At 70.0% G+C, this 13,233-nt stretch carries 10 protein-coding genes; 1 reads left to right on the forward strand and 9 read right to left on the reverse strand.

Annotated elements, in window-relative coordinates; translation table 11 throughout:
• Positions 1–55: 55 nt before the first annotated feature.
• The 6 genes from MKL11_RS06950 to MKL11_RS06975 all read right to left on the reverse strand — a co-directional run bounded on the left by MKL11_RS06950 (position 56) and on the right by MKL11_RS06975 (position 8,014).
• Positions 56–994: a DMT family transporter gene (locus MKL11_RS06950; RefSeq protein WP_243941592.1), complete on the reverse strand. Its 939-nt coding sequence runs from the start codon at positions 992–994 to the stop codon at positions 56–58.
• 61 nt (positions 995–1,055) lie between these two features.
• Entirely contained in the window at positions 1,056–2,324 is a 1,269-nt protein-coding gene (locus MKL11_RS06955; RefSeq protein ID WP_243941594.1) for an arsenic transporter, read from the reverse strand.
• A gap of 34 nt (positions 2,325–2,358) precedes the next feature.
• Complete coding sequence (locus MKL11_RS06960) at positions 2,359–3,660, reverse strand: metallophosphoesterase family protein (protein ID WP_243941596.1); 1,302 nt, start codon at positions 3,658–3,660, stop codon at positions 2,359–2,361.
• Between the two features lie 26 nt (positions 3,661–3,686).
• The gene (locus tag MKL11_RS06965) at positions 3,687–5,012 is read right to left on the reverse strand and encodes an MFS transporter (RefSeq protein ID WP_243941597.1); all 1,326 of its coding nucleotides are present in this window, start codon (positions 5,010–5,012) and stop codon (positions 3,687–3,689) included.
• Positions 5,013–5,159: 147 nt separating this feature from the next.
• Positions 5,160–6,566 carry a sigma-54-dependent transcriptional regulator gene (locus tag MKL11_RS06970; RefSeq protein WP_243941599.1) on the reverse strand — a complete coding sequence of 469 codons (1,407 nt, stop codon included), beginning with the start codon at positions 6,564–6,566 and terminating at the stop codon, positions 5,160–5,162.
• On the reverse strand, positions 6,551–8,014 hold the full coding sequence (locus tag MKL11_RS06975) for a sensor histidine kinase (protein ID WP_243941601.1): 1,464 nt from the start codon (positions 8,012–8,014) through the stop codon (positions 6,551–6,553). Before MKL11_RS06975 ends, MKL11_RS06970 begins: the two co-directional genes overlap by 16 nt.
• Positions 8,015–8,265: 251 nt before the next feature.
• On the opposite strand from MKL11_RS06975, the gene MKL11_RS06980 reads away from it, so the two are divergent.
• Entirely contained in the window at positions 8,266–8,613 is a 348-nt protein-coding gene (locus tag MKL11_RS06980; RefSeq protein WP_243941603.1) for an Hpt domain-containing protein, read from the forward strand.
• Positions 8,614–8,616: 3 nt separating this feature from the next.
• Here MKL11_RS06980 and MKL11_RS06985 read toward each other — a convergent pair whose 3' ends face one another.
• From MKL11_RS06985 to MKL11_RS06995, 3 genes are all read right to left on the reverse strand, one after another.
• Positions 8,617–9,864 carry a sensor histidine kinase gene (locus MKL11_RS06985; protein ID WP_243941605.1) on the reverse strand — a complete coding sequence of 416 codons (1,248 nt, stop codon included), beginning with the start codon at positions 9,862–9,864 and terminating at the stop codon, positions 8,617–8,619.
• A 259-nt stretch (positions 9,865–10,123) separates the two neighbouring features.
• On the reverse strand, positions 10,124–11,755 hold the full coding sequence (locus MKL11_RS06990; RefSeq protein ID WP_243941607.1) for an ABC1 kinase family protein: 1,632 nt from the start codon (positions 11,753–11,755) through the stop codon (positions 10,124–10,126).
• A 131-nt stretch (positions 11,756–11,886) separates the two neighbouring features.
• A complete protein-coding gene (locus tag MKL11_RS06995; protein ID WP_243941609.1) occupies positions 11,887–13,212 on the reverse strand; it encodes an MFS transporter in 1,326 nt (441 codons plus the stop codon).
• Between the last annotated feature and the right edge of the window lie 21 nt (positions 13,213–13,233).

Here is a 13,233-nt window from a genome sequence, read left to right on the forward strand (position 1 = left end):
GGCTGCGAGCGGCGGGCGTCGCGGAGCGGCGACGCCCCGGCGGTTCAGGGGTCGATCAAAACACCGAGATCAGGACGATCCCGCCGGCCATCAGCAGGCCGCCGATCAGCCGGCCGATCCCGGCCCGGACACGCTTCATCCCGAGCCAGCCGAAATGGTCGATGGCGATGGAGGTGAACAGGTTCGCGGTGATCAACAGGCCGTTGAAGGCGCCGGCGCCGACCTTGTCGACGAACAGCAGGCCGGCGAACACTGCCACAGCCCCGGCGATGCCTCCGAGCGCGCCCCACCACGGCACCCGGGCGACATCGGCCCGGTTCGGCAGCGGCGACGGCCGGAGCAGGAACACGAACAGGAACACCAGCGCCACCGGGATGAACGACACGGTCGCGGCGAGCCAGGGGTTCACCAAAGCCCCCCGCAGCTGCGCGTTCAGCACCACGCCGACCGCCTGGAGCGAGCCCGCGACCAGGATGAACGGATAGAGCAGCTTGGCCATCAGGCCACCCTCGCTGCCCTCGGCCTTCTCCGCCTCCGATTTCGGGCCGGTGGCACGGGCGATGAACACGATGCCGACGACCATCAGCAGGCCGCCGAGCCAGGGCATCGGCTTGAAGCCGCCGGCCTTGAGGCCGAACAGGCCGAGGCTGTCCAGCGCCAGCGAGGTCAGGATGTTGGCCGTGATGGTCAAGCCGTTGAACGGACCGGCGCCGACCTTGTCGACGAAGGCGAGGCCGCCGAACACGGCCACCGCGCCGGCCACCCCCCCGAGCGGCGCGTACCAGGGCATGGTGCCGAGGGTCTGCAGCGTCGGCAGCGGCGTCGGCATCGTGAAGAACAGGATCGTAAACACGATCACGATCGGCGTGAACGAGTAGGTCGCCGCAAGCCACGGGTTGACCAGCGCGTCGCGCAGGCGCGCGTTCATGGAATTGCCGAGCGCCTGCAACGCGCCGGCGACCAGGATGAAGGGATAGAGCAGGGCGGCGTTCAAGGGTGGGGGCTCCGGGGGCGGGAGGGCGAGGCGGTTCGGGCAGGATCCGTCGAGCGAGCCGTCAGACGAGCAGCAACGCGCCGAGGGCGAGCACCAGGGCGGGCGGCATCACCAGCAGCCCGAGCTTGAGGAACTGCCAGGCCGACACGTCCTCGCCCTCGCGGCGGATCGCGGTGAGGCAGAGGATCGTGGCGAGCGAGCCGGTCACCGACAGGTTCGGCCCGAGATCGACGCCGATCAGGATGGCGCCGGCGACCTTCTGGGAGACCTGCGCGGCCTGAACCGCCGCGCCGGCCAGCAGCCCGGCCGGCAGGTTGTTAACCAGGTTGGTGCCGACGGCGATCAGGGCACCCCCGGCCCAGGCGGTGGCGGCGGGGTCGCTCTGCGCGTAGCCCTTCAGGGTGTTCGCCAGCAGGGTGAGGACGCCGGTCTTCTCCAGGGCCTCGACCAGCACGAACAGGCCGGCCACCAGCGGCAGCACCGCCCAGGACACGTCCTTGACCACCTCGACCAGACCGCCGCGGTTCAGCGCCACCACCAGCAGGGTCGTGGCGAGGCCGGCCACGAAGGTCGGCAGGCCGAGCTCGATACCGGCGGCCGAGGCCCCGATCAGCGCCAACGCGGTGGCGATGATGCCCAGGCCCGCGACCTTGCCGCCCATCCCAAGGCTCGGCGTCTCGACTTCGGTCTTGATCGTCTGACCCTTGAGCCGGCTGTTCTGGGTCAGCCGCAGCACCGCGTAGGTGGCGACAATGGCGAGCAAAGAGGGCAGCGCGAAGGTTGCGAGCCACTGGCCGAGCGGCGGCATGTTGGTGGCGAACACGACGAGGTTGGCCGGGTTGGAGATCGGCAGCACGAAGCTCGCCGCGTTGGCGATGAAGGCGCAGATGAACAGGTAGGGCAGGGGCTCGGCGTCGGCGGCCTTGGCGGCGGCGTAGACCGCGGGCGTCAGCACCACCGCGCAGGCGTCGTTAGAGAGAAACACCGTCACCACGGTGCCGACCACGTAGATCAAGAGGAACAGCCGGGTCGGCGAGCCCTTGGCGGCCTTGACCGCCAGACCCGCCAGCCAGTCGAACAAACCTTCCTTCCGGGCGATCTCGGCAAGCAGCATCATGCCGACCAGGAACAGATAGACGTCGGTGCCCTTCGAGACGCCGTCGAGGGCGACCTGCCAGGGCAGCAGGCCGAGCACGACCAGCAGGGCGGCGCCGAGTACCGCCCAAATCGCCTCCGGCCACGAGAACGGGCGCACGATCACGCCCAGGGTGGCGAGGGCGGTGATGCCCCAGGTCGCCAAATTCGGTGTCAGGGTCAGTCCAGCGAACACGTCTAACGATCTCCCCCCGGAGTCGTGGTGAGGATCACCACTTACGGCCGTAGCGGTTGGGCCCGAGCTGGTCGCCACGCACGCCCTTCCGGACCCAGGATTGGATCCGGCCGGCGTCGCTACCAGGTTTTTCCGGCATCGGCGGCAGGGCCGCGCTGTCCGAGAAGGTGATGACCGGCTCGATCACGTCGGTGTCGACATAGTCTGGGCCGTGGCCGGGCCAGGATTCATGCACCGCCTCGACCTGGATGCTGCGCCCGCCCCCGTCCCAGGGCAGGGCGACCTCGTAGCAGCGCGCGCCCTTCGCCCGGTGCATCTCGATCCAGGGGCCGGTGTCGACCCGGCAATGGACGTAGCGTGGCGGCGCGTCGGACAGCACGACCGCCCGGACGGTGATCTGCCCGTCCGCGTCGAGCGCCATGCCACTGCTCTCCTGCGTGGTCGGCAGCGTGGCGACGCGGCGGTCCGCCGGGCTGGTGATCAGCACGAACGGCCAGGTCCGGTCGAGCGCGCGGAAGCGCCAGCTCGTCACCGGCCCGTCGATGGCCGCGACCGCGTAGCCCACCGAGCCGTCCTCGTTCTGCCCCACGGAGCGCGCAGCCGCGTAGAGGGTCCGGCCGTCCGGGGCGAGCTCGTTGTAATGGGTATGGCCCATCTCCACGAGGCGGACGCGCATCGCCCAGAACAATCCGCCGATGTCGAGGCGGTCGTCGGGCTCGCGCAGGTCGTCCGGATAGTCGTGCATGAACACGGCGCACGGCTTCTTTTCGGCTGCGGCTTGCGTGAGTTGCTCGCTCAGCCACTGGGTCTGCGGGCCGCCGAGCCGGAAATCGAGTCCGATGCCTTTCCGGCCGAAGCCGGGGCTGACCATGTCGACGAACAGGCAGCGGACGCCCTGAATTTCCGCGCTGGCGCAGTAATGCGGGATCGGTAGGACCGGCCAGGTCTCGGGGCAGCCGGAGGGCGGCTGCTCCAGATCCCAGACGATCGGCTTCGGCAGGCGGCCGCCCAGGCTCGCCGCGAAGGCGTGGAAATGATCCATCGTCCCGTGCTGGCGATCGTGGTCGCCCGGGATCAGCCGTACCGGCAGGTCGGGATGATCGCCCAGCGCTGCCGTCAGGATCTGATACTCCGAAGCGTAGCCGTTCTCCGCCAGGTCGCCCGGCAGGTAGACGAAATCAAACATCGCCCGCGGGACGATCGTCGCGATCTGGTCGAGGATCGCGTTCAGGTCGATGGCATTCCGGGCGCCCGCGTCCTGCAGGTGCAGGTCGCCGACATGCAGGAAGACGAGCGGCCCGCACATCGGCACGGCGTGGGGTTCGGTCTCGGACATCGGGGCGATTCCGTCTTCAGCGCGAGTCAGGCGCTCGCCGGCACGGCCGGGGGCAGTCCGGTACCGCTATCCGGGGAGCCGCTCGCGGCTGCGCCGCCCCGGGTCTCAGGCATCAGCGTCAGGTAGAGGACGAAGCCGAGACCGGCGATCGCCGCCAGAGCCAGGAATGCGGTGGAATAGCCCGCCGACACGATGATCAGCCCGGCCAAGGTCGCGCTCACCGAGGCGCCGACCCCCTGAGCCGTGGCGACGGCGCCCTGGGCCGCGTTGAACCGCCCGGCGCCCCGGGTCAGGTCGGCGACCACGATTGGGAACAGGGCGCCGTAGATGCCGGCCCCGACTCCGTCGAGGAGTTGGACGCCCACCAGCCAGAACGGGTTGTCCGAGAGGGTGTAGAGCACGCCGCGCAGCGCCAGCACGCCGAAGGCCGCCAGAAAGATCGGCTTGCGCCCGATGATGTCGGCCCGGGCGCCGACGAAGATCGCCACCGGCACCATCACGCATTGCGCGGCGACGATGCACACGGCGATCAGCGAGGTCGCGTGGTCCTTGCCGGAGAGATGGGTGAGCAGTTGGCCGACCGAGGTCAGCATCGCGGCGTTGGACAGGTGGAAGATCGCGCAGAGCACGGCGAACAGCATCAGCGGCTTGTTCTGCAGCAGGGTCGCCAGGCCCGAGGGCTGCTCGTCCGCCTTGGCTTCCGCCTCGGTCATGCCCCGGGCGAGGTCGTCGTCGATGGCATCGGCCGGGACCAGCAGCATCGCGCCTATCGACAGCGCGGCCAGCACGCCCATCAGCCAGAACACCACGATCGGCCCGAAGAAATAGGCCAAGCCGCCGGCGATCGCCGCCGAGGCGGCGTTGCCGGCATGGTTGAAGCCTTCGTTGCGGCCGATCCGCTTGGCGAACATCTTTGGGCCGACGACACCCAGCGTGATCGCCGCGAGGGCCGGCGGAAAGATCGTGCCGGCCACGTGGGCGATCGATTGCGTCGCGGTGACGAGGTAGAAATTGGAGATGAACGGCAGGATCAGGCAGCTCACCGTGACCGCGATGGCGCCGCCGATCACCACAGCGCGCTTGTGGTTGGTGGCGTCGATCAGCGCACCGGCCGGCGTCTGCGCGACGAGGCCGAGGATGCCGGCGACGGTCATCACCAGGCCGGTGGTGGCCTCGTTCCAGCCCTGGTCCGGTCCCCGCACGGCGATCAGATAGATCGCCAGATAAGGCCCGAGGCCGTCGCGCACGTCGGCGAGGAAGAAGTTGAGCGCGTCGAGGCCGCGCAGGGCCTTGGAGGAGGGAGCCCGGGTGGTCGCGCCGCGCGCCGCTCCCCCGCTGTCGGTCCTGTCCATCCTGCCCCGATCCCCCGATCGCATGTCGTCGCGCCGGAACGCCGTCAACGGCGGCCCGATCCGACCACGACGCCCGCTCGATCCATCAGTTCCCTGGAATTGTTCGAGGTGAGCCGATCCAGGCGGAATCCGTGGCCGGTGAGGAGTTTAACCCACCTCCGGGTCGTCCGATGCGTCGGGATTCCCGACATCCACCGTCGTGTCTGCGGACAGATCCGTCCCCGGAGCGCCGAGGCCGTAGCGCTCGATCTTGGCGTAGAGCAGCTGGCGCTGGATGCCGAGGCGGCGGGCCGCCCGAGCCCGGTTGCCCTCCGCCTCGCGGAGCGCCATGGCGATCATGGTCCGCTCGAGGCGGGCGACCGCGCCGGGCAGGTCCCCCGCCAGCCAATCCACCGGCACGCCGGCCTCCTCGGCCCGGGAAGCCGGCCGCTCGGTCGGCAGGTCGATCGCGTCGGGTGCGATCACCCCGCAGCGCACCAGAACGGCGGCGCGCTCGACGGTGTTGCGCAGCTCGCGGACATTGCCCGGCCAGCCATAGGCCAGCAGCCGGGACGCCGCCCCCGCGCTCAGGCGCTTGCCCGAGGGCGCGAGGAAATGCTCGGCCAGGGGCACGATGTCGGCGAGGCGCTCACGCAGGGGCGGCAGGAGGATCGGCACGACGTTGAGCCGGTAATACAGGTCCGCGCGGAACCGGCCCTGGTCGACCAGCACCGGCAGATCGCGATGGGTGGCGGCCACCAGGCGGACGTCGACCCGCACCGGCCGGCCGCCGAGCGGCGTGACCATGCGGTCCTGGATCACCCGCAGGATCTTGGCCTGCATGGGCGGGGGCATGTCGCCGATCTCGTCGAGGAACAGCGTGCCGCCCTCGGCCTGATGGAACGCCCCGGCCCGGTCGCCGACAGCCCCCGTAAAGGCGCCGCGGACATGGCCGAACAGCTCGCTCTCCAAGAGGTCCGGCGGGATCGCCGCGCAGTTGATCGGGATGAACGGTCGCCCCCGGCGCCGGGAATAGGCGTGCAGCGCGCGGGCCACCTCTTCCTTGCCGGTGCCGGTCTGGCCCTGGATCAGCACGGTGGAATCGGTGTCGGCCACGAGCCCGATCGTCTTCTGGACGCGGCGCATCTCGGCGCTCGACCCGATCAGCCCGGCATGGCCGCCGTCCACGGCCGCGTCCGCCGGATTCGGCTGCGCGGTCGACAGCATCGATTCGAGAACGGCGGCGAGGTCGGAGCGGCCGATCGGCTTGGTCAGATGATCGTGCGCGCCGAGGCGCATCGCCTCGATCGTGTTGGCCGGGCTCGCGAAGGCGGTGAGCACCGTCACGGGCGGCCGGCGCGGCAGGGCGCAGATCCGCGCCAGGGTCGCCATGCCGTCGAGGTCGCCCGGCATCCGCAGGTCGAGCAGAACCGCGGCCACCGGTCCCTCGCGCAGAAGCGCCAGGGCCTCCATGCCGGAGGCGGCCGGCAGCGGCCTATGGCCGAGATCGGCCACGGTTTCGGCCAGCCCCTCGCGCAGGGCGGAATCGTCGTCGACGATCAGGATGGTCGCCATGGCAGGTCCAGCACGAAGGTGGTCTCGGGCACGTCATCGATCAGCCCGACCGCACCGTGATGCGCCAGAGCGATCTCGCGCACGATTGCGAGACCGAGGCCGGTCCCGTCCGGGCGCCCGGTCACGAACGGCTCGAACAGGCCGGGGCGGATCGCTGGGTCGATCCCGGGGCCGGTGTCGCTCACCCGCAGGCGCAGGCGCACCGCGCCGTCGATCGTCACCCGCTCGGCGGCGAGGCGGACCCGGCCGCCCGGGGGCGTGATCTGGAGGGCGTTGAGCAGCAGGTTGTCGAGGGCGCGGGCGATCTGGGCGCCGTCGATCTGCGGCCGGTCGGCCCCGGGCAGCGCGCCGGCCTCGATCTCGACCCGGACGGCGCGGGCATGCGCCAGATCCTCGTGCAGATGCGCGCAATCGGCGAGCAGTGCGGCGATGTCGGTGGGCGTGCGAGTGAGCGTGCGGGCCTGGGTGAGGTTCAGGAGGTCGCGCAGCAGGTGATCGACCCGGGCGATCTGGCCGAGCACGCTCTCCAGGGCCACCGTGGCGCGGTCCGGATCGCCGCTGACCAGGGCGTTCTCGGCCTTGAGCCGCATCGCCGCGATCGGGTTGCGGATCTCGTGGGCGATGCTGGCTGCGAGCCGGCCGACCGCTGCCAGGCGCTCGGCGGCCACGACCCGGGCGCGGGCCTCCCGGAGGCGTCCGCCCGCGGCGTTGAGGGTGTCGACCAGGCGGTCGAGTTCGCGCTCGCCGGTCGGCTCGAGGCGGGGCAGGTCCTCGCCGTCCGGGCGGGGTGCCGCCAGGGCGAATTCCAGCCGGGCGATCCGGCCCGAGAACCCGTACAGGAACCAACCGAGGAACGCCGCCGAGCCCAGCACGGTCACGGCCAGGAAGCCGAGGCCCGCCAGGAAGCGGGTATAGGCCGGGCCGTCGTTGACGTGGGCGCGGCCCATGGTCCAGGCGGTGAGTCCCGGCTCCGGGCCGTGCAGGGGGCAGCCCTGAAGCAGCAGCACCTGCGTGCGGCTCGGCCGGCGGACCGACACGGCGTGGTCGACCCGCAGCGCCTGGGCGTTCACCGCGGCGATGCTGTCGCGCTCGGCCTCGGGGAGGTCGGTCTTCGGCCCGGTGCCCTCGTAGGTGGGATAGGCGTAGGCGAGGGGGCCGTCCGCGGCGCTCCAGATCCCGCCCTCGATGCCGGGATAGAGGTCGAGCGCCGCCCCGACGGTCGGGCCGAACTCGCTCCTGGCGATGCCGCCCTTGCCGCGGCGGCCCAGGGCGGCGTAGCGGTCGATGATCTCCCGGCAGGCGCGCCCGACTGCGACCTCGGCCTGGGCGACCTGGACAGCGGTGGACTGGCTGTAGAAGCCGAACATCAGGTAGGCGGTGGCCGCCGCCGAGGCGAGCAGCAGGATCCACAGGGCGAGCAGCCGGGCGCGCAGGCTGTAGGCCGTCACGGCGCAGGTCCCTCCGGGGGCTGATCGCCCCGACCGAAGCGCTCGCCGGGTTGGCGTCAGCGAGCGCGGCAAATCAATGGCTCGGAGTCGAGCCCGATTGCAACGCGATCCGGAACGGCTCTCAGCGAATATCCGGCTGGGCACCCTGTGGAAACGGTGGCAGAGTCTATCGGGATCGGATTCGGCCGCTGGACCGCGCGGCGATTGCACGCTTCAGTCGGAGCGTTCCATAAATCCGCTGCCGGAGACGGATGGTGTCACAGTCCCTCGTCGATCGGGCGGCGCTCGACGAACTTGAAGGTGCCATCGGCACCGAGAAGCTCGCCCGCCTGCTCGATCGCTTCACCGCCAGCCTCGCGACGGCCTTCGACGGCGCGGATCGGGCCGAGGCCGAGTACGCTCGGGAGGCCCACACCCTGGTGTCGATGTCGGGCATGCTGGGCTGCGCCGACTTGTCCCAGGCCTGCCGAACCTTCGAACAGGCCGCGAAGACTGGCGGCGGCGACCTCGCGGCGCAGCTCGCGACGCTTCGAAGCCTGCGCGACGCAACCGTCGCGGCCCTGCGGGATCTGCGCGAGCACGCGCATGCCACGCGGTAGCGTTCAGCCGGCAGTCACGGCAGCCAGCGGCGCCTCGAAGGTCAGGATCGCACCGGTTGGCGGATAGCTCAGCTGTGCGGTCCCGCCGAAGCTGTGGGCGAGGCTGCGGGCGATCAGGCGCGTCCCGAACCCGGTGCGGGTCGGCGGGTTGACCGGAGGGCCGCCGATTTCCTCCCAGCGGAATTGCAGAATGGCGCCGTCGCCGGAGCCGGCGATGGCCCAAGTGATCACCACATGCCCGCTGGGTACCGAGAGCGCGCCGTATTTGGCGGCATTGGTGCCGAGCTCGTGCAGCATCAGCGCCAGGACCATGCCGTGGCGCGGGCCGAGCGTCACGTCGGCGCCCTCGACCCGGAACCGGCCCGCGACCCCGTCGCCATGGAGCGAGACCGCCCCCTCGACCAGCCCGACCAGGGAGGCCGCCGCGAAGGAACCCTGCAGCAGCACGTCGTGGGCTTGCGCGAGGGCGAGCAGCCGGGCGGCCAGCGCCTCGCCGGCGGCTTCCAGCGAGCCGGCATTGCGCAGGGTCTGCGCCGCCACCGCCTGGACCATGGCCAGGGTGTTCTTCATCCGATGGGACAGTTCCTGCATCAGCAGGGTCTGGCGCGCCTCGGTGAGCTTCAGCTCGGTGATGTCGCGGGACGCCGCCAGGATCCGCTCTGGATGGCCGTGCCGGCCGCCGACCGGAGTCACCGCGATATCCCACCAGCTCACCGCCCGGCCGGTCTCCAGCTTCGCCTGGAAGCGGCTTGCCCCGCCCAGCCGAGCCTTGGCGAGCGCCGCGTCCACTGCCTCCCGGTCCTCGTCGCGGGTCCAGATCTCGATCCAGGGGCGGCCGATCGTGTCCGTCGAATTCCGGCCGCAGAGGCCGGCCGGACCGCTCTCGCCGGCGGTGATCAGGATTCCGTCGCGATCCAGAACCTCCAGGACGTCGGCAGCCACCTGCAGCATCCCGGGGGCGATCAGCTCGCCGGCCCAGGACGGCGCGGACCACGTCTCGGTGCGGCCGGATTCGTGGTGATGCAGGGATGGGTGACCCTGGGCGTGCCAGGGTTCGCGCCCGAGGCGGCCGGCTTCGACGCGGCTCGCAGCCTCAATGATGCGGCCAAGCCGCCGGCTGCGCTGCCGTTCCGAATCCGCCTGTCCCGTCGCCTGCATCAGCAGGGCCCGCAAGCGGATGTTCTCTGCTTCGAGCGCGACGAGACGCCGTTCCGTTCCGTCCGCGCGCGGCAACACGAGGCCCGCATCCATCGCCCGCCCCCCTTCCCAGCTTCCATCCTCCGAGGCGCCCGCGCGCCACGAAAGACCCACCGAAAACGCGGTGCGGCGACGCGATGTCGAGGCTCGGAGGCGCCGGCGGATCGGACCGCTTCTGGTGACGCACTCCGCTCGCAACTTCGCGAATCGAAGGGTGCCTCAGGCTACCACGGTATCTGCGATAATCAAACGAACTGTGTATTCGTCAGCGCCGAGCAACTAGAACGGTCAATCCGAGCGAATACGAAATACGTCACTTGTTTCGCATCAGCAGCACGAGCCAACCGATGCCGAGGATGAAGATCACCAACCCGATCGAGATGAAGACCGGGGTTCCCATGTCGATCAGCCGCGGCGCCAGCTGGGTGGCGAACGCCGCCACGACCAGGGCGACCGCGACCCGGGCGGCGGCCCGCTCGATGCCGCGGGTGACCTTGTCGAGGCCCTTGATTTCGATCTCGACGGTGACGCGGCCCTGCTTCAAGCGCACCAGCATCAGGTGGATCAAAGTCGGAAGTTCGGACGCCGCACCGTAGAGGCCTACGCCCAGGGCCTCGGCCTTCTGCTTGAGGGCGCCCAGGGAGAACTGCGTCTGCATGCTCGCCTTGACGGTGGGACCAGCCGCCGCGAACAGGTCGAAATCGGGATCAAGGTGGCGCATCACGCCGTCGGCGGTGACCAGGCCCTTGAACAGGATCGCCAGGTCGGTGGGCATCGCGAGGTCGTTTTCGCGGGCCATGTTCATGAAGTCGGTGAGCACCAGCCCGAGATTCAGCGGGATCGAGGAGTGGCTCTCGACGAAGGACGTGGCCGAGACCTGGAGGCGGGTGAGATCCGGGTTGCTGGTGCCGGTCCAGTCGAGCAGCACCGCCATCAGGCCGTCGGCATCCTGCTTGAGCATGGCGCCGATCAGCACCAGCAGCTGTGAGCGCCGCCGCTGCGACAGCCGGCCGATGATGCCGAAATCGATGAAGCCGATCCTGTTGCCCGGCAGCGCCAGCATGTTGCCCGGGTGCGGATCGGCGTGGAACACGCCCTCGATCAGCGCCATCTGCAGGAAGGCGTCGGTGCCCTTCTGGGCCAAGAGCTTCTTGTCGAGCCCGGCAGCGCGCAGCGCCGCCTCGTCGTTCGGCGGGATGCCATGGATGAAGTCCTGGACCAGGACCCGCTCGGAGCAGTATTCCCAGTGGATCTTCGGGAACACGATGTCGTCGCGGTCCTCGAAGATCTGCGCCAGCAACTCGCAGTTGCGCGCCTCGTTGAGCAGGTCGAGCTCGCCGTTCAGGCCGTCGGCGAGGTGGCGCATCTGCTCGCGGGGCTGATAGCGGGCCATGTCCGGCCACTCGTTCTCGACGATGCGGGCGCCGTGCGCCATCAGGCGCAGGTCGGCCTCGATGATCTTGCGCAGGTTCGGCCGCAGCACCTTGACGATGACGTCCTCGCCCGAATGCAGCCGCGCCCGGTAGACCTGGGCGATCGACGCGGAGGCGATCGGGTTCATATCGAACTCGGCGAACACCTCATTGGGCGGGGCGCCGATATCCTGTTCCAGCTGCGGGCCGATCTGCTCCCACGGCACCGGCACGACCTGGCTGTGGAGCTTCTGCAGCTCTTCGGTCCAGGTCGGCGACAGCAGGTCCGGGCGGCTCGCCAGGACCTGCCCGAACTTGATGAAGGTCGGCCCCAGCGCCTCGATCGCCCGGCGCAGGCGCTCGGGCTCGGACAGCCGGGTGACGTCGAGCCGCGGCCGGCGCCGCGGCAGCAGGGGCAGATAGCGCAGCCCGAGGCGGTCCACGACGCGGGTGACGCCGAAGCCGATCAGGATCGACGCGATCTCCGACAGCCTCTGACGGTCGCGGGCGGCAACGAAGGCTGTCTTCAGCATGAAGGGGGCGATCCGTTCGGACACGATTGGGCGTCCGGACAGCACGAGCATAAGGACTTTTTTGCGGTCGCGAAGTCCGAGACACCTTCGACGGCGACAATAGGGCCGCCGAGGGCGCGAGCGTACGGGTGTTACGTTCGCGGTGCAGCCGCCGGCAGGGTCGCGACGACCGCCGGCCGCCGCGCGTCGCCGAAACGGGCATTGACCACGAGCAGCGTCACCACCACGGCCGAGAGCGCGAGCGCGGCCAGAAAGTACAGGCCGGCCTCGAAGCTGCCGGTGGCCTCGCGGATCCAGCCGACGATCGAGGGGGCGACGAAGCCGCCGAGATTGCCGATGCAGTTGATCAGCGCGATCCCGCCCGCGGCGGCACTCCCGCTCAGGAACACCGAGGGCAGCGCCCAGAACGGCGCCTTGGCGCCGTAGAGCCCGGCGGCGGCGAGTGCCATGAACGCCACGGCCCAGAGCGAGCCGGTGGCGAAGCCGGCCAGCGCAAGCCCGGTCGCCGTGAGACCGAGGGCGGTGGCCAACGTGATCCGGCGGTCGTCGTAGCGATCGGAGATCCAGCCGACCGTGAGCCCGCCGATCACCCCGAACACGTAGGGCACGGCCGTCATCAGGCCGGTCTGCATGTCCGACAGGCCGGTGCTCTTCAGGATCTGCGGCAGGAAGAATGCCAGGCCGAGATTGGCCCCTGTATTCGCGAAGTAGATGAACGACAGGGCGACCAGCCGCGGATCCGAGAGGGCTGCCCGCAGACTGGTCCCGTGGGCGCCGGCGACGCTGCTCTGCTCGGAATCGATCAGGGTCTGCAGGGCGGTGCGGTCCGCCGGGGCGAGCCAGAGTGCGTCCTTGGGGCGATCGGGGATCAAGGCCAGGAACACGAAACCGAACAGGGTGGTCGGGATGCCCTCCAGCAGGAACAGCCACTGCCAGCCCTTGAGGCCCAGGGTCCCGTCGAGCTGCAGGATGGTGGTCGAGAGCGGGGCGCCGATCGCCAGCGAGACGGGGATGCCGACCGCGAAGGCGCCGAAGATGCGGGCGCGATACGCTTTCGGGAACCAGTAGGTCAGGTAGAGGATCACCCCCGGATAGAACCCGGCTTCGGCCGCGCCGAGCAGGAGGCGCAGGATCAGGAAGCTGGTCGCGCCCTGCACGAACATCATCGCGGCCGAGAGCAGGCCCCAGGTGATCATGATCCGGGCGATCCAGCGCCGTGCGCCGACCTTCTCCAGGATCAGGTTGCTCGGAACCTCGAAGATGAAATAGCCGATGAAGAAGATTCCGGCGCCGAGCCCGAACACGGCCGGCCCGATGCCGAGATCGGCGTTCATCCGCAGGGCTGCGAAGCCGACATTGATCCGGTCGACATAGGCCATGACGTAGCCGACGAAGAGCAGCGGCATCAGTCGGAAGAACACCTGCCGGACGATCCGGTCCTGTTCGCTGGCGACCATGGTGTCCTCGTCGGTTTTGTT

Source organism: Methylobacterium sp. J-077 (assembly GCF_022829365.1).
Lineage (GTDB): Bacteria > Pseudomonadota > Alphaproteobacteria > Rhizobiales > Beijerinckiaceae > Methylobacterium.

Excerpts from the sequence above, each read along its gene's own strand:
- MKL11_RS06960 (WP_243941596.1), bottom strand. The coding sequence starts at position 3,660 with ATGTCCGAGACCGAACCCCACGCCGTGCCGATGTGCGGGCCGCTCGTC.
- MKL11_RS06965 (WP_243941597.1), bottom strand. The coding sequence starts at position 5,012 with ATGGACAGGACCGACAGCGGGGGAGCGGCGCGCGGCGCGACCACCCGG.
- MKL11_RS06970 (WP_243941599.1), bottom strand. The coding sequence starts at position 6,566 with ATGGCGACCATCCTGATCGTCGACGACGATTCCGCCCTGCGCGAGGGG.
- MKL11_RS06980 (WP_243941603.1), top strand. The coding sequence starts at position 8,266 with ATGGTGTCACAGTCCCTCGTCGATCGGGCGGCGCTCGACGAACTTGAA.
- MKL11_RS06985 (WP_243941605.1), bottom strand. The coding sequence starts at position 9,864 with ATGGATGCGGGCCTCGTGTTGCCGCGCGCGGACGGAACGGAACGGCGT.
- MKL11_RS06990 (WP_243941607.1), bottom strand. The coding sequence starts at position 11,755 with ATGCTGAAGACAGCCTTCGTTGCCGCCCGCGACCGTCAGAGGCTGTCG.
- MKL11_RS06995 (WP_243941609.1), bottom strand. The coding sequence starts at position 13,212 with ATGGTCGCCAGCGAACAGGACCGGATCGTCCGGCAGGTGTTCTTCCGA.